Here is a 21,179-nt window from a genome sequence, read left to right as displayed (position 1 = left end):
GCCTCGCGCCGCGCGGCGGCACGACCGCCGGGCACGGTCTCGGGGGCCGCGTAGTGCGCGCTGGGCTGGTGCGGCTGCCGCTGGGGCTGGTGCGGCGGGGGCCCCTGCTGCTGGCCCTGCTGCCCGCCGTAGCGGCGCTCGCCCACGGCACGGACGTGGTTGTACGAGGTGCGGGGCACGCCCGGCTGCGAGGCCGCGGCGCCTGTGTCACCACCCGTACCGCCCTCGGAACGGTAGAGGTAGGCGAACGGGTCGTCGTTCTCCGGCGTGCCCGAGCCGTTGTTACCGGCGGTCATTCCGTGCGCTCCTCCATGACGGGTGCCTGCCCGGCGCAGCCTACCCCTTTCGGGTTAAAGAGCGTGGTGCCTGTGACCCCTCGCACCGTGCCCCCGCGACGCCCCGGCCCCGGGACCGGCCCACTCCTCATCCGGCCCGGCGGTGGGCCTTGGAGCGCGACCGCTTCTCGACGTACATCCGCTGGTCGGCGGAGTGCAGGACCTCCTCGGCGGACATCCCGCAGCCCGCCCAGCCGATGCCGAAGCTCGCCCCCACCCGTACTGCGCGCCCTTCCACGCGGATGGGCGGAGTGATCGCGTTGCGCAGCCGTACGGCCAGGTCAGCGGCATCGCCACGGCACAACCCGTCCGCCAGGACGACGAATTCGTCACCACCCAGCCGGGCGACGGTGTCGTTGTCGCGAACACCACTCGAAAGGCGTCTCGCCACCTCGATCAGCACGGCGTCGCCGCAGTGGTGGCCGAAGCGGTCGTTGATCGACTTGAAGCCGTCGAGGTCGCAGAAGAGGACCGCCAGCCCCTTCTCGGAAGGGTCGTCGCTCGCGGGCGGGACGGTGTGGACGTGGTGGTCGTAGCCGCCGGGCAGCCCCGGCAGGACCTCCCCGAAGCCGTCCCGGTAACCGTCCCTTCCGAAACCGTCCTGGAGGACACCCTCGAAGCCGAACCCGTCCCGGCCGAAGCCACCGGTGCCGAAGTCCTCCGGACCGAAACCGCCGCCGGAGAGGCCGGCCGCCCCCGGGCCCATGTGCGCCGCGTCGGGCACCGGCGCGGGCTTGTCGCACAGCCGGGCACTGAGCCGGGCCCGCAGCTCGGCGCTGTTGGGCAGGCCGGTGAGCGAGTCGTGGCTGGCCCGGTGGGCGAGCTGGAGCTCGTGCCGCTTGCGCTCCTCGATGTCCTCGACGTGGGTGAGCAGGAAGCGCGGACCGTCGGTGGCGTCGGCCACCACCGAGTTGCGCAGGGAGACCCACAGGTAGGAACCGTCGCGCCGCGCCAGCCGCAGCTCGGCCCGACCGCCCTCGGCGGAGGTGCGCATCAGGGTGGCCACGTCCTCGGGGTGGACGAGGTCGGAGAAGCCGTAGCGCCGCAGTGTCGCCGCGGGCCGGCCCAGCAGACGGCACAGCGCGTCGTTGGTGCGCACCAGCCGCCCGTGCTGGTCGCCGCCCAGCTCGGTGACCGCCATGCCGCTGGGCGCGTACTCGAACGCCTGCCGGAAGCTCTCCTCACTCGACCTCAGCGCCTGCTGCTCGCGCTCCAGACGGACCAGCGCGCGCTGCATGTTTGCGCGCAGCCGGGCGTTGCTGATCGCAATCCCCGCCTGAAAGGCGTACATCTGCAACGCTTCGCGCCCCCACGCGCCAGGGCGCCGCCCGTTGCGCGGCTTGTCGACGGAGATGACGCCGAGGAGCTCCCCGTCGGAGGAGTGCATCGGCGCCATGAGGAGGTCCATCGGATGCCACTCGTCGGCGTACCGCGGGGCCGGGCCGGCGGTGTGCCACTGCGGCACGTCGTCGTCCATCAGGACCCACGCCTCGGTGTACGGGATGAAACGCAGCTCGCCCCAGCGCTCTCCCAGCGCCAGCCGCCGGTCCCAGGCCGCCCGCGAGCCCGTGCGGCCCGCCATCATCGCCTCGGCGCCCTCGCTGCCCGCGACGGCCGCCACCACGAGGTCCCCGTCGGGCTGGACGAGGTTGACCGCGGCCAGCTCGAAGTCGAGACCCTTCACGATGCCGTCGGCGACGATCTGCAGGGTGTCCGCCAGGCTGCGCGCGGTGTTGAGGTCCGCCATGGACTGGTGGAGCCTGCGCAGGGTGGTGAGGCGCACGTACGGCTCCGACTCGGCTTCCATCCGCCCTCCCCCTGAGACTCGAGTGGGTGACTCCAGATGATCCGGTTTTGGACTTTCCCCCGCCTGCAGGCCACTGAATCACAGCGAGCTGCCCAACCGGTACACAGGGTCAACAATTGCCCCCCTGTGTGACCCATGTCACAACCGAGTTCGGGCGCACGACTGCGGTACGCGGGAGCGCTCCGACCCGGGCCGCAACCGTACCGAACGCAAATCCCGGCCCTGACCTGCGGATCGTTCAGCCCGTGTACCTAGGTCCGGTCCAGTCCCGGGGCCCGATGCGGACTCCCCCGAGCGGCGCCTAGCGTGCGAGGTGTGCACCCGACACCACAGCATCAGATGTCCCGGAACGTCCCTACTCCGACCTCGCGCCGCGCCCCCGGTGTCCCGCATCCTGAGGGGGTGGGCGAGGAGGAGTTCCGCGCGGCCCTGGCACGGCTGGCCGCGGGCGTGGTACTGGTGACGGCGCACGACCCGGAGGACGGGCCGCGCGGCGAGGACGTGGGCATGACCGCGACCTCCCTCCTCTCCGTCTCCCTGGACCCGCCGCTGGTGCTGGTCAGCGTGCGCGAGGACTCCCGGGTGGACGAACTGCTGGAGCGGCAGCCACTGTGGGCCGCCTCCCTGCTCGCGGAGGAACAGCGCCACATCGCGGGCCGCTTCTCCATGCGCGGTCGCGTCAGCGACCGCCTCCTCTTCCAGGACATGCCCTGCACCCGCGGCGAGGCCTCCGGCGCGCCCCTGGTGGACGGGGCGCTGGCGACGCTGGAGTGCCGCACCGAACAGCGGGTGAGCGCGGGTGACCACACCCTGGTGATCGGCCGGGTACTGGCCACCTCGCTGCCGTCCTCGGAGAGCGGGCCCCTGGCGTATTTCCGCGGACGCTACCGACGCCTGGCGTAACGAGCACCCCGCGGCCCGGCTCACCCGGCCGGAAAACGCGCCCGCCGTCCACAGCCCCGACGGGTCCGGCCGCCCGCTGACTACACTGACGTGACACGGCCTTGGCACAGCGTGGCGACGTGGCGACTATTCGGGGGACGGGGGCACGACGTGACGGGCGAGCGTGACTTCGGCGGCGGCAAGAGCCTGAACTACCAGGCCGAAACGCTCACCGCCTTCAAGGGCCGCATCGACGAACTCCTGGGCGAGCTGGGCGAGTCCCCCGCGTCCCACAAGCAGATCGGCGAACAGACCGTCGCCCCGGACGCGTACGGCACGGGCTTCAGTGCGGCGGAGGATCTGTCAGCCCACTATGACAAGGTGCACACACGGCTGGAAGCCCTCTCCCGGCTCTTCGGCGAGCAGTTGGAGGCACTGGGGATCGCCACCGAGATCGTGGACAAGGGCTACGGCAACGTCGAGGCGGACCAGCGGCGGCGCTTCCAGGCCATCCAGACACAGGTCGAGGAGCACCTGTCGGCAAGTCGGCGTGGTGACTCGGAGAGCGGCAAGGACCTCTCCTCCGAAGGCGACAAGAAGGCCCTCGACGCGGACACGGACTTCGACTGAGGGGGGCGGGAATGGCATCGGGAGAGTTCGAGAGCAAGTCACTCACCGCACTCAACGCTATGGTCGCGAAGGCCGACCCCGGTCTGCTCACCTCACGCGGCCAGGCCCTCGGCAAGGCCGGCTCCGACATGGACGGCATCGGCGGCGAACTGCGCGCCTACATCGACCGCGTGGAGTGGGACGGCGAGGGCGGCGACGCATTCCGCGAGTGGGGGCGCCAGTTCGCCCTGGAGTCGATGCGGTTCGCCGCGTACGTCCGCACGCTCGGACAGCACATGGTCAACGCGGGGCAGGCCCTGACCGAGGCCAAGGCCGCCATCCCCGAGCCCGAGTTGATGTGCTACGCCGACCCGGAGAAGGACAAGGCCCGCCAGGAGCGCGAGGAGAGCAAGCGCCAGGAGGCGATCAACCAGCTCAACCGGCTGTCCTCGTACTACAGGACGACCGGGGAAAGCCTCCGCGCCGCGGAGGAACCCGACTTCAAGCCGCTGCCGAACCGGTACGGGGAAGACCCCGGCACTTACACGCCGAACTCGGTGCCGGAATCCGGTTCGCAGACAAACTTGGCCCACCGGGAGCCGAGTACCGCCTCAGGAGGCGTGGTTGCTGCCAAGGGCGACGAGGACTTCCGTCCCGCCCCCACCACTGACCGGGCCGTTCTTACAGTTGATCGCCCTATCCCGGTGGTCGACCGCGCTACCAGCATGACGATCGACTCCGTCATTTCGCCTCCAGCCCATGAGCCCGGACCGCAGACGGGGCCGGCTCCCTCTCAGTCATCCGCAGGTCCATCAGCTCCGACTACTCCGCCAGTGGCACCCGGTGGACCGCCCCACCGCACCGGTCCACTGCAGCCCCATCCTGCTGCGACCGGTCGGCCGCCGGTCAATGGCGGAGGAGGCGGCATCCCGCCACGGAACCCTGCCAGAGACGGCATCATGGGCGGTACGCCTCGTCAGGTGAGCGGCCCTTCTGTGGGAACCGGAACTCCACGCGGGACCACCGTCGGCGGGGACCGAGCTCCAGTGGGACGGCCTGTAGGCGGTTTTTCGGGGGCCGCGAATGGCAGCCCTCCGACAGGCAGAGGCATGCATCCAGGACGCCCCATGATGTCGCCACCGGGCGGTGCTGCGGGAAACCCGCGCGTGGGCAGCGGCCGCGGCCGTACGGAGTTCACTCCAGGCGGCACCGGGCTCGTCCGGGGGAGCACAGCATCGGGGGCGGCAGGTGTTGGACGGCCGACCAACACGAATCCCCAGTCAAGGAATCGCGGAGAGGAGCAGAGCCGCCGTCCCGACTACCTCACCGAAGACGAGGAGACCTGGGTGGGGCGACGGGACGTTGTGCCGCCGGTCATCGATTGATTCCGAGAAAGTGCGCTGTCACATGCGAACCCATGTCCACCCCCCACATAGACGAACGCTGACCGCAGTCGGCCTGTTTGTGGCCATGCTCATGTCTCTGGGACTGCTCGCACCTCCTGCTTCTGCCGAGGTCAGACCGGACCAGCAGTGGTACCTCGACGCCATGAACGCCTCAGGTCTGTGGAAAGTCGGCAAGGGAAAGGGCGTAACAGTCGCCGTCATCGACTCCGGAGTGAAGCCGACGCCAGGATTGACCGGCAGGCTGCTACCCGGAAAGAGCTTCACTCCCAAGGACTCTGATGCCCATGAGGACATGGACGGTCATGGAACGGAGATGGCCGCGCTGATCGCCGGCTCCGGGGCAGAGAACAGCCTTCGAGGTTTGGCTCCCGAAGCAAAGATCCTGCCCTTGCGGACGCATGTCGAAGAGGGCATCTTCAGCTCACATGAACCGATCATCGAGGCGATCCGGTACGCAGCTCGGAGTGATGCCAAAATCATCAACATCTCACAGGGTGTCTCCGGTGTGGACAATGAGACGTACGCCGCCCTCCAGGGCGCGATCGACGAGGCCAATAAGCGCGGCAAGCTGGTTTTCGCCTCCGCCGGGAACCAGGGACTCAAGACCAAGACGCACTATCCCGCGTCGATGCCGGGCGTCGTCGCCGTAGGCGCAGTAGACGAGACCGGCACGGTGGCCGACTTCTCCAACTACGGCCCCCACCTGGTTCTCTCCGCCCCCGGCGACCCCGGTGGCACGAGCCAGGCGGCCGCCATCGCGTCCGCCTCGGCCGCACTCATCTGGGCCGAGCACCCCGACTGGACCAACCACCAGGTCCTGCGTGTGATGGTCGAGACGACGGGGATGTCCCAGCGGGGCGAGGAACCCAGCATGTACCTCGGGCACGGCATCGTCAGACCCGCACAGGTCCTGGTCGACGGCGACGGCGACCCCGGGCCGGCGGACGTGAGTCCGGTCTTCTCCAAGTACTACGCCGCCCTCGAAGCCTCCGAGTCCCCCTCCCCCGAGGACGGCGAGGCCGACGGCAGGAACGAGGGACCGCCCACCGCCAAGCCCGGCGAGGAGCAGGAGGGGGAGCAGGTGGCCGAACGGGAGGAGACCGGCGGCAGCGGGCCGCCTTGGGCGGCCATCGGCATCGGGACCGCAGTGCTCGTCGCCGTCGCCGCGGTCGTCACCGCCACGGCCTTCCGGCGACGGACACCGGCGCAGCCCCGGTACTGAGCGGCGAGGGGATGGGCCGGCCCGGCCGGCCTACCCCCAGTCGCGGCCGGAACGGCCGCGCTTGACGTCGGAGCGGTGCTTCTTGTTCCGCAGCCGCCGCTCGTTGATCCCGCGCGGGACCTTGCCCTTCCTGCGCGGGCGCGGCGGCGGAGCGGTCGCCTCCGCCAGCACCGCGGCCATGCGTACGGCCGCGGTCTCGCGGTTCCGCCACTGGGAGCGGTGCTCGGCGGCCCGTACGACCAGGACCCCGTCCACCAGTCGGCCGGCCAGCCGCTCCAGGGCCCGCTCCTTCCACACCTCGGGCAGTGCCTCGGTGCACGCGAGGTCGAAACGGAGCTCAACCCGGCTGTCACTGGTGTTGACGTGCTGGCCGCCAGGCCCGGAGGAGCGTGAGAAACGCCAGTTCAGCTCGGCCTCCGGCAGGGAGACCGAGCCGCGGATGAGGTAGGGCCCGGACATGACTCCCATGATCCCGCCCTCCGGGCCCGTCGTCACGGCGTTTTCCCCGCCCTCCGGCTCCTCCCCGGCTCCCCTCACTCCCCCGCTCCACCGGCGAGGAAGGTAAAGAAAGCAAAGAAACGTGGAACCCGGTCACCCACCGTCGGCGTTGGAGAGGGTAGGAAATGGACCAGTAAGGGCCAGCACGGAAACACCACAGAAGGGCATCCCCATGGCTGTAAGCCTGTCCAAGGGCGGCAACGTCTCGCTCACCAAGGAGGCCCCCGGCCTGACCGCCGTCACGGTCGGCCTCGGCTGGGACGTCCGTACGACCACCGGCACCGACTTCGACCTCGACGCCAGCGCCATCGCGGTCAACGCGAACGGCCAGGTCTACTCGGACCAGCACTTCGTCTTCTTCAACAACAAGGCCACCCCGGACCAGGCGATCGTCCACACCGGTGACAACCGCACCGGCGAGGGCGAGGGTGACGACGAGCAGATCAACGTCAACCTCGCGGCGCTGCCCGCCGACATCGACAAGATCGTCTTCCCGGTCTCCATCTACGACGCCGAGAGCCGCAGCCAGAACTTCGGCCAGGTCCGCAACGCCTACATCCGCATCCTCAACCAGGCCGGCGGCTCCGAGATCGCCCGCTACGACCTGAGCGAGGACGCCGCCACCGAGACCGCCATGGTCTTCGGCGAGCTGTACCGCCACGGCGCGGAGTGGAAGTTCCGCGCCGTCGGCCAGGGCTACGCCTCCGGCCTGGTCGGCATCGCCAAGGACTTCGGCGTCAACGTCTGATCGCCCGACACCTCACGAGGGTGCCCGGCGCCGCACGCGTGTGCGGTGCCGGGCGCCTCGCGCGTTCCACGGCCCCCTCGCGTGGCAGGAGCAGGAGCAGGGGCAGGAGCAGCGCGGCATGGCCGCGCCCTCGCAGGGCGGCTCGGCCGCCCCGGACGGCACGCCACCGACCGGTCCCGACGACGGCGGGGAGCAGCGCCCCGCCCCGCCCGGTGGGCGTACGCACGCCCCGCCGTGCCACCATCGCTTCCGTGCTCGACATCGGCTACTCCCTCTCCCGCCGCTTCCCCGACCCGCCGCAGACCGACTACCGCTCGGCGGACGCGCGGGCGCTGCGGCACGACCTGTTCTGCGGCGACGTCTACCTCGCGGACAGCGGGACGGACCGGGAGCTGTCCACCGCGCGCGGCACCGTGCCGGTGCTCGACTTCGCCTGGGCGCTGTGCGACATCGCCGAGCGCCTCGACCGCGACCCGCTCGGCAGCCGCGCCGCCAGGCCGCGGTACGCCGAGCTGGACTTCGTGGAGTCGGCCGACAACCTCCGCTTCGCGCGCCGCTTCGGCTGGGTGGACGTCACCGCCGACTGGCTGCCCGCCGACGAGCCGCCGCTGACCGTCAACCACGGCGAGCTGCGCCGCGAGGCCCGCGACTTCCTGCACGACCTGATCGCCGACCTCACCGACATCCACGAGAGGCTGGGCGACAACCCCGTGCTCTGGGACCTCCAGACCCGCTTCCCCAGGGTGTGAATCCGCCGTTCACCCAACGGCCTTGAACTCAAGCTCGCTTGAGGACCGAGGGTGGGGGGGGGGGGGGGGGGGGGGGGGGGGGGCGCGGGCGCCCCCCCCCCCCCCCCGGCCCCGGCCGGGTGCGGATCGCCGTCGCGGCGGCCGGGGTTCACCCGGTGGACACCGCCCTGCGCGAGGGACTGCGGCTCGGCCCGACGCCCACGCCCGCCGAGCTGCCGGCCGTCACCGGCACCAGGCGGCTGCACCCGCTGCCCGGCAGTCTGAGCGAGGACCTCGCCGTCGCCCTGGTCGGCACCGGCCGTACCGCCATGGGCGTCCTCCGCTTCGCCGGCCTCTCCCCCGCCGACACGGTGCTGGTCCTGGCCGCGGCCGGGGGCACCGGCTCGCTCCTGGTCCAGTACGCCCGGCACAGGGGCGCCACCGTCGTCGGCGCGGCGGGCGGGCCGGAGAAGGTGCGGGCGGTGGAGAGTCTGGGCGCGGACCTGGCCGTGGACCACACCCGGGACGACCTCGATGGAATGCTCCCCCTCGGCCGGGGACCGGAGTGCCGGTCCCGGGCCGGCGCAGCGGTTCCGGGTAGGCGACCATGTGCGCCGGGACGCCGCCGTCGAACGCCCGTGGGCCCCCGGAGCGGAGAGCCCCCGGGCCCGCTCATACCAACGGTGCCGAGCGGGTGGCCGTCACCCTGGCAACAGCGGTTCCCGGCCGGAAGTTTTCCGTCCCGCCTCCCCGGGGGCCGTCAGCCGGCCGCCCGGTGGGAGACATCCAGGATGATCTTGTTCTTACCCGTGGTCACCCGGAAACCCGCCGGGCCGTCACCCTCGGGTTCGACGCCGACGCCGAAGAGCGTCTCGCCCTCGAAGTAACTCACCAGCCGCAGCTCGCGGATGACGGGGGTGTTCTCGCCGCCGTCGTCGAAGTCGGTGGCGGGCACGGACCGGAGGAAGGAGATCTTCAGGTCCTGGTCGCCCTTGAGGGAGATGACCTCACCGGAGCCGTCCTGGTGCAGGGTGTCCACGTACTCGGCCACGAACCGCGGAGTGCCCTCGTCAAAGTCGAAGACGACCCGGTCATAGGTGTCGTGGATCCCCACCCGCACCCGGAGCAGCTCCGGGAAGTCGTTCACGCCCGCCTCCCGGGCGGCCCCCGTCCTGCGGGAGGTGTCGCGCAGCACCACGTCCTCCGCCCCGTCCCCGGACCGGGACGGCGACGGGGCGGAGGACGAGGGCGCGCCGTCGGGCGCGGAGGGCGGGGCGCTCCGCCCGGTGCCCTCGGACCGTTCGGACCGGCCGGCCGCCGGATCCGTACCCCCGCCCCCGGCTCCCTCCCGTCCCTCCGCCCCTCCGCAGGCCGCTACGAGGAGGGCTGACGCGAGGGCGATCGCGGTCATGGTCGTACGAGGTGTCACTGCGTTCTCCTGAACGTGGGCTGCCGGGCTCCGGGAGTCCGCCCGGTACTGGTCTGTTGCCGAGTGGGCCGGATGCCAACCACCCAACCCGCATGTTCCAGCCAAAGGTGTCATTCCCGCCGCATTCCCCTCCGGCCCGTACCGTTCGGACCCTCCCGCGCAGACACCATGGACGAACCGGCGGACGGCGGCGGAAGGCACCGCGCGCGGAGGCGGTACGCATTGAACGCCGGACTTGGAGCATGAGTGGGGATATGGCTCCGTCTACCCCCTCCTCCGCCGACTACGAGGCCGTATTCCGCGCCACGACCTCACCCCTGCTGGTGCTCGACACCGCTCTGACGGTCGTGGAGGTCAACCGCGCCTGCGAGGAGGCGACTTTCCGCGAGCGGGACGAGGTGGTCGGACGGCACGTCTTCGACGCCTACCCCGCCAATCCCGACGACCCGGACGCGAGCGGCGTGCACGACCTGGGCAGCCTGTTCCGGCGTGTTCTGGCCACCGGGAAGGCCCAGGCCCTGCCCGTCCTGAAGTACGACGTCCCCTTCCCCGGCAGCCCCACCGGATTCCGGGAGAAGTACTGGAGCCCGGTCAGCAGCCCCGTCCTCGACCCCGGCGGTGGGATCACGGCGATCCTGCACCACGTCGAGGACGTCACCGGCTTCCACGAGGAACTGGCCCGCGTCGAACGCGCCTACCGGCGTGCCGGCACTCCCACGGCCCGCGACCACACGGCCGTCGCCCAGCGCGGTTACGAACGCCATCTGGCGCAGGCCACGTACGACCTCGGACGCTACCGGGAGCTGGAGGAGGAGGCGTCCCAGCTCCGGCGGGCCATGCGCAGCCGCGCGACGATCGACCAGGCCATCGGCATCGTCCAGGCGGAGCGGCGCTGCGGCCCCGAGGACGCCTTCCAGCTCCTGGTGACCATCTCCCAGCGCACCAACACCAAGCTCCGCGACATCGCCGCCGGCCTGGTGAGCCTGGCCGGGACCGACCCGTCCGGCCCCCTTCTGCCCGACACCGGCGCCACCTGACGGCCGTGGCCGCCCCGGGGATCTCGGAGCGGCCACGGCGGCCACGGGCGGCCTCGACGGGCGGGTACGGCCGGCGCACCGGCCGGCTCAGTCGTCCACGGCGTCCATGACGTCGCCGAGGTCGACGAACTTGAAGCCGGTCGCCTCGCGACAGCCTTCCTCCACTCCCGCCTTTCTTCCGTTTCCGGGGACCGGGAGGGGCGGAGGTGGTACAAAAACTCCAGCGGCAGGCGCATGGAACGAAGCAGTACATCAGCCGCTCGGGGGGGGACGCGCATGGACAGTGAACTGCGGCTCGGCGACCCTCGGCACCAAAACGTCGCCGAGGAGGCCCTGAGGCTGTGGTTACCCTCCGCCGCCTTCCTCTTCCAGCCCATGTCCCCGGGGCGCTCCGGGGCCGAGCTGACCGGCGTGGACATCAGCGGGCAGACCGGGGACATCCAGCCGGGCACCTACGTTCTGCGAGTCGGCCCCGCCGAGGACGGCCTGACCGAGGCGAACGAACTGGCCGCGCACCAGCGGGTCCGCGACAACGCCCCGGACTTCGCCGAACACCACATCCCCCGCCTCGTCCGTCTTCACCAGCGGACGGTGGAGGACGGGCGGCTGGTCGCCTCACTGCACCAACTGGCGGGTGGCAGCCACCGGTACGCCCCGCCGCGCAACCAGTCGGAGAGTCTCCTGCGCGGAGTCGAGGCCATCTCCCGGAAGATCCTCGACGCATGGGCCGACCCGCACGATGTGGAGCCGATGCGGCCACGCGAACTGCTCCTGGCCGTGGCCGGGGAGCGCAGGGCCGAGGAGTGCCTCCGCTCGGCCGCCGGCCTCTTCGGCGGCGAACTCCACCGCGAGGACGGCCACGCCTTCCTGGACCCGCGCACCGTGTTCGAGCGGGACGCGGACGCCGCCTTCCCGGTCGTGCACGGCACCTGCCACGGCGACCTGCACACAGACAACCTGCTGCTGCCCCGGGACGAGCTCGTGGCGTCCGACGGCGCCTTCTGGATCGTCGACGTCGACCAGGCGCGCCGCTCCGTGGCCGGTTTCGACCTGGCCTACCTGGAGGTCAGCGTCCTGGTGAACATCCTGCCGCCCAAACGCCTCCCCGTGCTGGCCCGCTGCCTGGAGGCGGCCGAGGATCCGGCGGTGAAGTCCGTACCGGACGACTGCCACTGGCTCGTCGGCCTCCTCCAGCGCTCGCGCGCCGGAATCCAGGAGTGGGTCGTCCGGCAGCCAGGCCGTTTGGACGCCCTCTACCGGCAGTTCATGCTGGCCCGCATGGCTGCCGCCCTGCTCTGGGCCCGCCGGTTCCCGGCCGGTGACGAGAGGGCGCGGACCTGCCTGGCGTACGCGGGGTGGTACGCCATGCGGTACGACCGCGACTTCCCCGCCGGCGCACCGGGGTTCGGGGGCGCCTCCTCCGCGGTCCCGGCCACACGTGAAGGGGCACGGGAGACACACGAGAGCGCCCGGGCCCGCGATGAACTCTGGGAGACCTTCTGGGACGCCGCCTCGGGCTTCTCCCCGCACGCGGCACGGTACGTCCTCGTGGCCGAACAGCTGCCGCGCACCGACTCACTCGCCGCCCTCGGCCGCATCCCCTGGTCCGTCGTCGTGGACCTCGACCCGGCGTCGGACGGCGACGGCCTGCACCACCGCGCCGGACGGGTCCTGGGCACACAGCGGGCGGTGCACCTCCTCACCGACGACCGGCCCGTGATCGACTACTCGCGCGGCACGGCCTGGATGCTCGCGGCGGGTTCCGTCCTGCGCCGCGAACCCGCCCTGGAGGGACGGGACTGGGTGATCCGGCGCCTGAACGGAGTGCGCCAGCTGACCGCCTCCTTCCACCAGGCCGTCGGTGACACGCCCGTGTGCGTCGTGGTGCTCGAAGGCGGCACCGACACGGCCCGCGGGTCCGGCCGGGACCGCCTGCTGCGCGTGATCGAGACGATGGACGAGATGCTGCAGGGAAAGGCGATCTTCCTGCACACCGGCCTCGCCCGGCTTCAGCCCGCCGTGCCCTTGACCCACGTTCCGCTGCCCGTCCCCGAACTCCTGGAGCGGCTCACCGGGACACTGGGCACCAGCGCGGAACACCTGGACTACACCGTGCCCGCCCTGGACAACGGCACGGTGGCCATCTCGCCGGAGACCATGCAGAAACTCCGCGAGTACCTGGTCATCCTGCACGACGGGATCGAGGCGTCCGACCTGCCGGGGGACGACCGCCACAACGACGCCTTCTGGCGCGGCGGGCTCATCGGATGGGCCGACCTCGACGAGGGCCGGGACGTGGTGCGGTCCGTCAACGACAACCTCGTGGCGGCGTTGCGCGGCAGCCTGGAACACCACCGCACGCGCACCGTCCTGCTGGAGCACCGGCCGGGCGCGGGCGGCACCACCGCCGCCCTGCGCGCGGCCTGGGACCTGCACCACGAGTACCCGGTGGCGGTGCTGCCCGGCGGGATCCCCGTGACGTCCTCCCGGCTGCCGCTGCTCGCCGACCGTCTGCATCTGCTGTACACCATCGCGCAGATGCCGGTCCTCCTGGTCGCCGAGGCCGGTGACCTGAGCGAGTCCTACCGCGAGGCGCTCTACCGGGAGCTTTCCAGGCGCAACACCCGCGTGACGATGCTCTACGTGCGGCGCGGAATCGGCGAGGCCGGCCGGGGCGCCCTGCTGGTCTCCGAACCGCTCGGCACGGAGGAGACGGCCGACTTCCTCAGCCGCTACAGCATGCTCGCCCCCGACCCCGCACGGATCGAGGAGCTGCGGCTGCTGGGCACGGAGCGGTACGAGCGGTACCGCACCCCCTTCTTCTACGGGCTGATCACCTTCGAAAGGGAGTTCACCAAACTCTCCACGTACGTGCGTACGCACCTGCAGAACGTCCGCGGCCGCGCCCGCGAGGTCATGCAGTACCTGGCGCTGGCCACCATCTTCTCCAACACCGGACCGCAGCGGGAGCTGGTGCAGAAGCTGATGCACGTCTCCACGCCCTCGGCCGAACTCGATCTGTCCGACGTGCTCGGTCCCGAGGCCGCACGCCTGGTGGCCGTGCGGTCCGGCCGGGTGCGCCTGCAGCACCAGCTCCTGGCCGAGCAGGTGCTCGCGGAGCTGCTCAACGACGAACGGTGGGACCGTCACCTGAAGGACCTGGCCATCGACTTCATCCAGACACTGGCCATCACCACCGACGTGTCCTCGGAGCCGGTGCGCGTACTGCTCCGCCAGATGTTCGTGGACAGGCAGGGCGGCCTGGTCGACGGTGTGGAGGACCGGAGGAACTTCGCCCCGCTGATCGAGCGGCTGGACCTGAACTCGGCCCACCAGGTCCTGAAGTCCCTCACCGAGCACGTCTCCGACGAACCGCACTTCTGGAACCACCTGGGCAGGCACCAGATGTACCGGCTCAACCGGGAGCTCGACAAGGCGGAGGAGTACGTCTCCCGGGCGGTCGCCCTGGCGGAGGGCGACTTCCTCCACCACCACACGCTCGGACTGGCCCGGCGCAGCCGGATGCGCCAGGCGCTCAGGGACGCCAAGCGGCGCGGTGTGCAGGCCGTCATGAGCGTCGCCGACCGGTGGTTCGCGCAGACCGTCGAGTGCTTCATCACCACCCGGAAGCTCAACCCGGAGAACATCTACGGCTATGTCACCCACGTCCAGGCCGTGGTGGACGTGGCCAAGGCCATCAAGGACGCCGCCCGGGTGTCGTCCGTCGCCGAACTGAGCGCCGACGCCAGCGACTGGGTCACGGAGAACCTCGCCGACGCCAACTTCCTGCTGGCCGAGGCGGCACAGCTGTACGGAACCCTGGACCGGCGCGACGACTACCTGGTGCGCTGCCAGGCAGACATCAAACGCCTGTACGGGGACCTGGACTCGGTGGTCGAACTCTGGGAGCTGGCCGTCGCCGGCGCGCGCGGCACACCCATGGTGCAGAGGGCCCTCGCCCAGGCGTACTACGTGCGTGGCGGCCGGAGCTGGCGGGAGCTGGACCGGACCGAGCTGGCCCGCATCGCCGAACTGGCCCGGCAGAACCTGTCCAGAACCGGGTGCAAGGAGGAGGACTACCGCCTCTGGTTCGAGGCGTACAGGCTGCTCCCCGATTTCGACATCGACGAGGCCCTCTCGCAGCTCCGGCTGTGGTCCGACCGGTTCCCGTCCTGGCGCGCCCACTACTACCGGTACTGCCTGTTCTTCCATCTGTGGTTCACCGGGCGCAGCAACGACATCGAGGCGTTCCGGCTGGAGCAGCAGCAGGCCGAGAAGTACGTCGTGGGCCGGTCCAACCGCTCCTACCTGTGGCTCTCCTCCGAACCGCAGTGGTTTCCGATGATCGCCGACAGCGACCTCGGGGAGTGGAATCGCCGGGAGATGTTCTGGACCAACACCTCGCGCCTGCAGCGGGTGAACGGCGTTATCGACTTCATGCGCGGCCCCCAGGCGGGGACCATCCAGCTCCACGGCCCGGTCACCGCGTTCTTCGTCCCCACCCGGGGCAACTTCCTCCCCGACAGCGACGAGAACACCCCCGTCAACTTCTTCCTCGGCTTCAGCCCCGAGGGGCCGCGCGCCTGGGACGTCAGGAAGGGCCACTCCGACGACGCGGTCCAGGCCAGACGGACGTCCACCACGGTGCCCGCACCGCTGCTGACGGCGCGGGCGAGCCTGCGGCTGGCGCCGGCCCAGGTGGCGGAGCAGGCCGCCAGCCTCACCAGGCGGCGGAAGACCGACTTCTGCATCGCCCTGCTGGAGGCCTGGCAGACGGTCGGCATCACACCTCGGCTCTCCCAGCTCGCCGAGCGGACCGGGGCGCGCTTCCGGTACGAGGGCGACGACGTCGAGGAGCTGCTGACCGAGTCGCGGCGGGTCGTCGTCGGCGACGAGGACGACCCCGTGGTACAGCTCATCGACGCCGCCGGCCGGACGGCCGCGCCGGTGCAGGCCCTCTCCGTACCGCAAAGCGGCGAAGAACCGTTGCTCGGCAGGATCTCCTACACCAAGGAGTCCGAGAACCACGGGATCATCGAACTCGTGGGCAGCGGGTGGGCACGGTTCAAGTTCCAGGACATCGGCAACCCCGGAGCGCAGGGACCGGTCCGGGGCCAGATCGTGCGGATGGCCGCGGTGGAGCTGGACCGCCAGGGTGGGATGAACGCGCGCGGCATCGAACTGATGCCCTTCTCCTCCGTCCTGGTGGACGGCGAGGTGGTGCACGCGGAACAGCTGCGGGAACGGGTCGAGGCCGATCTGCGGGCGGTACTGGAGGAACGGCTGGCACAGGGCATCCAGGCGACACCGGCCCGGGAGCTCGAGGAGTGGCTGGACGGCAGGTTCACCGGCTGCCGTCCGCTCGCCGAACATCTGGGACTCCCCTCCCTGAAGCACCTGTGGGACGGACTCGACTGGCTGGACGCCAAGGGCAACGCGGCCACCCGTGTGCTCAGCCTGCGCGGCGGCAAGGTCTTCGGACGGGTCTCGGAGGACCTCGCGGGCGGAGGGGACCAGGACCGGCGGAGCACGGAACCGGACCGCTTCGGGGAGGCACTGGAGTCGGTGGTGGAGGAGCTCCGGAAGAAGACCGGCAAGTCCTCCCCCGCCTTCTACCGGGTGAGGAAGGCGCTGCTCAAGAGACTGGGAGAGGACTACCACAACGTCGTCGGAAGCTCCCTGAAGCACCGGATCGCGCAGCAGCGGGGCTGGGAACTGCTGGAGATCGGTCCCAAGAAGCACCTGGTGCGCAGAACCGGCACCGCGTCCCCGGCGAGGAAGCGGAAGGACACGGGGGGCGCCCGGGGCACACAGGACGCGTCCGAGGCCTTTCCGCCGGTGCTCGCCGGTGCGGTGGCCTCCCTCTCCGCCGACGGGAAGCCGGCCACCCTCCAGCAGATCGGCGCCCTGCTGCGGGCCCGGCTCGGGGAGCGCTACACGGCCGTCGTCGGGTCATCGCTGAAACGGCGGATCGAGAAGGAGCCGGGATGGCGCATCGAGGAAGTGCGCCACGACACGTTCGTCGCACACCCGCCGCCGGGGGTCCGGGGCGGGCCCCCGGCCGCCGGCGCGGCGGACGTCGCGGCGGACCTGGAGGAAGCGGTGAGGACTCTGCGGGCGAAGGACCGGGAGGCAGCTCTCACCGGCATCGGAGACGCCCTGCATGCGCGCTGGGGCCCGGAGGAGTACAAGCGGATCGTCGGCGGGCGGCTGAGGACCCTGGTGGAGAAGCACGGATGGACCGTCCGCGAGGCCCGGCAGGGCGTGTGGGTCCTGGACGCCGAAGACCGCTCCCGCACCACGGACTCGGAGGGGTAGCCCGGTGGACGACCCCCGGGCGGCGGTGGCCGCCCTGCTGGACGGCGTGGCCGAACACTCCGGACCTCCCGTCCCGGTCTCCGAGCTGTGCCGCCGTACGGGCCTGGCGGAAGCGGCGGCCGAGACGGCGGTCCCCATGGTGTTCGCGCTCCTGAGCGCGTTCGGGGCACTGGACCGGCGACAGGACCCGGCGACCGGGGAGGCCCTGGTGGCCGCCGTCAGCCCGCAGGCGGGATACCTCCTGCGCAGCCTCAGCGCGTACGTACGGACGGAACAGGCGTTCCTGGACAACTGGGAGCGGCCGGGAACGGCCGACCCGCCCCTTACCGACCGGCAGGCACTGTCCGGACCGCAGTTCCTCCACCTCCTCGAGAAACGGCGCCTGCGGATCGACCCCGACGCCCCGCCGCTGCGCCGGGTCGACGTCGCGCAGGTGGTCGTCAAGAACCGCGTCCGGGGGCGGGGCGGCCGGGCGCAGTACCTGATGCTGTACGACGGCCGGGCCCGGCAGTACCTACCAGCTGCCCGGCGGCTACGTCCGCGCGTCGGACCGGGACGCCCGGACGGCGGCCGTACGGGAGCTGGAGGAGGAACTGCCGGGGTACTCCTACGTCTCCGGGAGAGACACCCTGGCGGAGCTCGGGGTGTTCCCCGTCGTCCAGATCTCCCGCACCCACGGCGCGGTCACCGCATACCGGGTCGCCCTCTACCAGCTGCGCTCCGGAACAGAGCGGCTGCCGCTCGCCCCGGGGGCCCTCTGGGTACCCGAGGAGACCCTGCTCGACCCCGCCGGCACGGTCGGCGGCGCCACGCTGAACATCACCGCGCTGCTCCGGCTCGACCGGGCACTTCCCGGAGGGATCGGCGGTCTTCCCCAGAGCATGTCCGGCGTCCAGCACCGGCCGCTGCGCGAGGTGGTCCGGGACAGGCCGTGGGAGGTGGTGGGCCTGCTCGTAGGCGTCGCCGGCCTGCTGGTCTCGCTCGCCCCGCTCTTGTGGTGACCCGCGCCCGACACCGTACGGCCTGACCGCAGGCCGCGCCGCCCGTCCACGCCGAAGGCCCCGGACCATGACCGGCCCGGGGCCTTCCACCTGCCCTGTCCGGGCTGTGAGCCGCCTGTCGGGTTCGAACCGACGACCTTCGCTTTACAAGAGCGGTGCTCTACCAGCTGAGCTAAGGCGGCGTGTGCGGTGGCGCCGCGGACCCGGCGGGGCCCCGGCACGTACGCAGTGTGCAGTGTACCCACTTCCCGGCGCCGGGCCGGAGTCCTTCTCGTGACCGCGGAAGTGCTGACAAGACATCCCCCGGCGGGTTACCGTCAGCCCACGTTCACACAGGTTCACACACGTGGAACGCGACCTTTACTCGGATCGTCCGGCACGTTCCTGCCGGTGAAGGAGAGAACCGACCATGGCCTCGGTCACGTACGACAACGCCACCCGGATCTACCCGGGCACCGACAAGCCCGCGGTGGACAAGCTGAACATCGAGATCGAGGACGGCGAGTTCCTCGTCCTCGTCGGCCCCTCCGGCTGCGGCAAGTCCACCTCCCTGCGCATGCTCGCGGGTCTGGAGGACGTCAACGGTGGCGCCATCCGCATCGGTGACCGCGATGTCACCCACCTTCCGCCGAAGGACCGGGACATCGCCATGGTGTTCCAGAACTACGCGCTCTACCCGCACATGACCGTCGCCCAGAACATGGGCTTCGCGCTGAAGATCGCGGGTGTACCGAAGGACCAGATCCGCGCCAAGGTCGAGGACGCCGCGAAGATCCTTGACCTGACGCCCTACCTGGACCGCAAGCCCAAGGCGCTCTCCGGCGGTCAGCGGCAGCGTGTGGCGATGGGCCGCGCGATCGTCCGCGAGCCGCAGGTGTTCCTCATGGACGAGCCGCTGTCGAACCTCGACGCCAAGCTCCGCGTCCAGACCCGCACCCAGATCGCCAGCCTCCAGCGCCGTCTGGGCATCACCACGGTCTACGTCACCCACGACCAGACCGAGGCCCTGACCATGGGCGACCGGGTGGCCGTGCTCAAGGACGGCCTGCTCCAGCAGATCGACTCGCCGCGCAACATGTACGACAAGCCGGCCAACCTCTTCGTCGCGGGCTTCATCGGCTCCCCGGCGATGAACCTGGTCGAGGTGCCGATCACCGACGGCGGTGTGAAGTTCGGCAACAGCATCGTGCCGGTCGAGCGCGAGGTCGTCGCCGAGGCCGCCGGCAGGGGCGACAAGACCGTCACGGTCGGCATCCGCCCCGAGCACCTGGACACCGTGGGCGAGGGCAGCGACGCCGGTCTGGCCGTCACCGTCAACGTCGTCGAGGAGCTGGGCGCCGACGGTTACGTCTACGGCACCGCCCAGGTCGGCGGCGAGGCGAAGGAGCTGGTGGTCCGCGTCGGCGGCCGCGAGGTGCCGGAGAAGGGCGCGACCATCCACGTGGTGCCGCGCGCCGGCGAGGCCCACGTGTTCTCCACCTCCACCGGTGAGCGCCTGACCGACTGATCGCCCGAACGACCGAGCGACCGGGACGCCCGGCCGCTCCTCCCCACGGCCGACACGGGGCCCGTACTTCCGCGCGCGGCGGGCCGTACGGGCCCCTGGCCGTCCCCCGGGCCGCAGGGGCCCCGCTCGTGGTCCGCGTCAACACGGGGACATCTCCGGACCTGGGATTACGTGGTTTTCCTTCACTCGCGAGAGTGACCGACTGTCGCCGTGCCACCACTCCTCGCTACCATCGCAGACGCCCCGCAACGGGCCCCCGACACCCGTCCCTCGCGAGGAGGACTCCACAGTGAACCAGGCAGCGCGCCGTATCGGCCGATCTCTCGCCCTCGTCCTCCCGGTCGTCCTGGTCCTGTCCGGGACCCTCGCCGTCACCGCCGTTCCCTGGGCGCCGCGGTCGGGGACGCAGGTGCTGACCGCCTCCGCGGAGCGAGCGGCGCCCCTCGACAGGCCCCGCGCCCCGCACGAGGTGGTGCGCGACCGGCTCGTCGCCGAGCTCCGGCGGGAGGACCCGGGCGCCGCCCTGACGAGCCTGCAGGAGGAGATCGGCCGCCGGCCGTCGCTGGCGCGGCACTGCACCTCCATCGCCCGCGCGCTGGGCCGGGCCGCGGTCGGGAAGTACGGTCCCGCGCGCGCCCACTCCTACTCCCGGCCGGTGTGCGACACCTCCTTCGCCGCGGGCGTCGCCGACATCCGCTGACCGGTGCGGCCCCGGGTGTGAGGGTTGCTCCGCCGGCCGTTTCACCTTGCGCCCCGCGCCTTCCGCCCCTGTGTCCGCGACCGCGCGGGACGGGTGCCGCAGGGGCACGGGAGCGGTGCGCATATCGTCACCGCATGACACTCGACGACCAGCTCGCGCACATGTATCCGACCCAGGCCGTGGTCCTGGCCGGCGGCCAGGGGTCGCGGCTGCGTCCGTATACGGACGACCGCCCCAAGCCGATGGTCGAGATCCCCGGCACGGGCACTCCGATCATCGGCCACCAGCTCGCCTGGCTGGCCGCCGAGGGCGTCACCGACGCCGTGGTCTCCTGCGGTCATCTCGCCGAGGTGCTCCAGGAGTGGCTGGACGGCGCCGACCTGCCGCTGCGGGTGACGACGGTCGTCGAGACCGAGCCCCTCGGCCGCGGCGGGGGCCTGAAGTACGCCGCCGCCTCCCTCCCCCGCCCCGGCGAGCCGTGGTACGCCACCAACGGGGACATCTGGACGCGTTTCTCGCTGCGGGAGATGGCCGGGTTCCACGCCGAGCGCGACGCGACCGCCACCCTCGCGCTGGCCCGCCCGCGCATCCCCTGGGGCGTCGTGGAGACCGACGAGTTCGGTCACGTCCTGGACTTCATCGAGGCTCCGCCCTCGCCCTACCTGATCAACGCGGGCGTCTACGTCTTCTCCGCGCCCTTCACCGCGATGCTGCCCGACCGCGGCGACCACGAGCGGACCACCTTCCCCCGGCTGGCGCGCGAACGCGCCCTGGCGGGCTTCCCGATCCCGCAGGGCGCGTACTGGCGGGCCATCGACACCGCCAAGGACCTCAGCGAGGCCGCCAGGGAACTCGCGGGCCACGGCCGTTCCCGGTAGTCCGGTCCGGGCGAGGCCCGGTGTACGGCGGTGTGTACGGAGCCGCCGGCCGCGGCCCGAGTGCGGGCCGCGGC

At 71.4% G+C, this 21,179-nt stretch carries 15 protein-coding genes, 1 tRNA gene and 2 pseudogenes; 13 read left to right on the top strand and 5 right to left on the bottom strand.

Features of this window, described 5'->3' with window-relative positions; translation table 11 throughout:
- Positions 1-296 (bottom strand): annotated as a pseudogene (locus AC2CJA_RS10400) (carbohydrate-binding protein); the annotation flags it as partial.
- A gap of 127 nt (positions 297-423) precedes the next feature.
- Positions 424-2,142: a diguanylate cyclase CdgB gene (gene cdgB / locus AC2CJA_RS10395; protein ID WP_484602374.1), complete on the bottom strand. Its 1,719-nt coding sequence runs from the start codon at positions 2,140-2,142 to the stop codon at positions 424-426.
- A 339-nt stretch (positions 2,143-2,481) separates the two neighbouring features.
- Here cdgB and AC2CJA_RS10390 point away from each other — a divergent pair, with 339 nt between their 5' ends.
- The 4 genes from AC2CJA_RS10390 (at position 2,482) to AC2CJA_RS10375 (ending at position 6,261) form a co-directional block, all read left to right on the top strand.
- Positions 2,482-3,045 (top strand): flavin reductase family protein, encoded by a 564-nt coding sequence (locus AC2CJA_RS10390; RefSeq protein ID WP_484602373.1) that lies wholly within the window; start codon positions 2,482-2,484, stop codon positions 3,043-3,045.
- A 150-nt stretch (positions 3,046-3,195) separates the two neighbouring features.
- Positions 3,196-3,654, top strand: coding sequence for a hypothetical protein (locus tag AC2CJA_RS10385; protein WP_484602372.1), 459 nt, complete (start codon positions 3,196-3,198; stop codon positions 3,652-3,654).
- Positions 3,655-3,665: 11 nt separating this feature from the next.
- On the top strand, positions 3,666-5,018 hold the full coding sequence (locus AC2CJA_RS10380) for a WXG100 family type VII secretion target (protein ID WP_484602371.1): 1,353 nt from the start codon (positions 3,666-3,668) through the stop codon (positions 5,016-5,018).
- An 85-nt stretch (positions 5,019-5,103) separates the two neighbouring features.
- A complete protein-coding gene (locus tag AC2CJA_RS10375; RefSeq protein WP_484602370.1) occupies positions 5,104-6,261 on the top strand; it encodes a S8 family serine peptidase in 1,158 nt (385 codons plus the stop codon).
- A 30-nt stretch (positions 6,262-6,291) separates the two neighbouring features.
- On the opposite strand, the gene arfB is transcribed toward AC2CJA_RS10375, so the two are convergent.
- The gene (gene arfB / locus AC2CJA_RS10370) at positions 6,292-6,729 is read right to left on the bottom strand and encodes an alternative ribosome rescue aminoacyl-tRNA hydrolase ArfB (protein ID WP_484602376.1); all 438 of its coding nucleotides are present in this window, start codon (positions 6,727-6,729) and stop codon (positions 6,292-6,294) included.
- A gap of 202 nt (positions 6,730-6,931) precedes the next feature.
- Here arfB and AC2CJA_RS10365 point away from each other — a divergent pair, with 202 nt between their 5' ends.
- From AC2CJA_RS10365 to AC2CJA_RS10355, 3 genes and pseudogenes are all read left to right on the top strand, one after another.
- Entirely contained in the window at positions 6,932-7,507 is a 576-nt protein-coding gene (locus AC2CJA_RS10365) for a TerD family protein (RefSeq protein ID WP_484602369.1), read from the top strand.
- A 251-nt stretch (positions 7,508-7,758) separates the two neighbouring features.
- Positions 7,759-8,256 (top strand): hypothetical protein, encoded by a 498-nt coding sequence (locus tag AC2CJA_RS10360; protein ID WP_484602368.1) that lies wholly within the window; start codon positions 7,759-7,761, stop codon positions 8,254-8,256.
- Between the two features lie 38 nt (positions 8,257-8,294).
- Positions 8,295-8,765: pseudogene (locus tag AC2CJA_RS10355) on the top strand (zinc-binding dehydrogenase); the annotation flags it as partial.
- Between the two features lie 230 nt (positions 8,766-8,995).
- Here the strand turns inward: AC2CJA_RS10355 and AC2CJA_RS10350 are convergent.
- Positions 8,996-9,664 (bottom strand): AMIN-like domain-containing (lipo)protein, encoded by a 669-nt coding sequence (locus AC2CJA_RS10350; protein ID WP_484602367.1) that lies wholly within the window; start codon positions 9,662-9,664, stop codon positions 8,996-8,998.
- A gap of 254 nt (positions 9,665-9,918) precedes the next feature.
- On the opposite strand from AC2CJA_RS10350, the gene AC2CJA_RS10345 reads away from it, so the two are divergent.
- From AC2CJA_RS10345 to AC2CJA_RS10335, 3 genes are all read left to right on the top strand, one after another.
- Positions 9,919-10,701 carry an ANTAR domain-containing protein gene (locus AC2CJA_RS10345; protein ID WP_484602366.1) on the top strand — a complete coding sequence of 261 codons (783 nt, stop codon included), beginning with the start codon at positions 9,919-9,921 and terminating at the stop codon, positions 10,699-10,701.
- Positions 10,702-10,977: 276 nt separating this feature from the next.
- Positions 10,978-17,019, top strand: coding sequence for a hypothetical protein (locus tag AC2CJA_RS10340; RefSeq protein WP_484602365.1), 6,042 nt, complete (start codon positions 10,978-10,980; stop codon positions 17,017-17,019).
- Between the two features lie 521 nt (positions 17,020-17,540).
- Complete coding sequence (locus AC2CJA_RS10335; RefSeq protein ID WP_484602375.1) at positions 17,541-18,020, top strand: NUDIX hydrolase; 480 nt, start codon at positions 17,541-17,543, stop codon at positions 18,018-18,020.
- 109 nt (positions 18,021-18,129) lie between these two features.
- On the opposite strand, the gene AC2CJA_RS10330 is transcribed toward AC2CJA_RS10335, so the two are convergent.
- Positions 18,130-18,202: transfer RNA gene (locus AC2CJA_RS10330), tRNA-Thr, on the bottom strand.
- Positions 18,203-18,429: 227 nt separating this feature from the next.
- On the opposite strand from AC2CJA_RS10330, the gene AC2CJA_RS10325 reads away from it, so the two are divergent.
- The 3 genes from AC2CJA_RS10325 (at position 18,430) to AC2CJA_RS10315 (ending at position 21,105) form a co-directional block, all read left to right on the top strand.
- Positions 18,430-19,527 carry an ABC transporter ATP-binding protein gene (locus AC2CJA_RS10325; protein ID WP_484602364.1) on the top strand — a complete coding sequence of 366 codons (1,098 nt, stop codon included), beginning with the start codon at positions 18,430-18,432 and terminating at the stop codon, positions 19,525-19,527.
- Positions 19,528-19,816: 289 nt separating this feature from the next.
- Positions 19,817-20,227, top strand: a complete 411-nt coding sequence (locus AC2CJA_RS10320; RefSeq protein ID WP_484602363.1) for a hypothetical protein — start codon at positions 19,817-19,819, stop codon at positions 20,225-20,227.
- A 134-nt stretch (positions 20,228-20,361) separates the two neighbouring features.
- Positions 20,362-21,105, top strand: coding sequence for a nucleotidyltransferase family protein (locus tag AC2CJA_RS10315; RefSeq protein ID WP_484602362.1), 744 nt, complete (start codon positions 20,362-20,364; stop codon positions 21,103-21,105).
- Positions 21,106-21,179: the final 74 nt, after the last annotated feature.

It is taken from the genome of Streptomyces sp. ATLC9 (genome assembly GCF_057196705.1).
The sequence above is the reverse complement of the archived record's forward strand: the minus strand, read 5'-3'. Positions and strand labels throughout refer to the sequence as shown.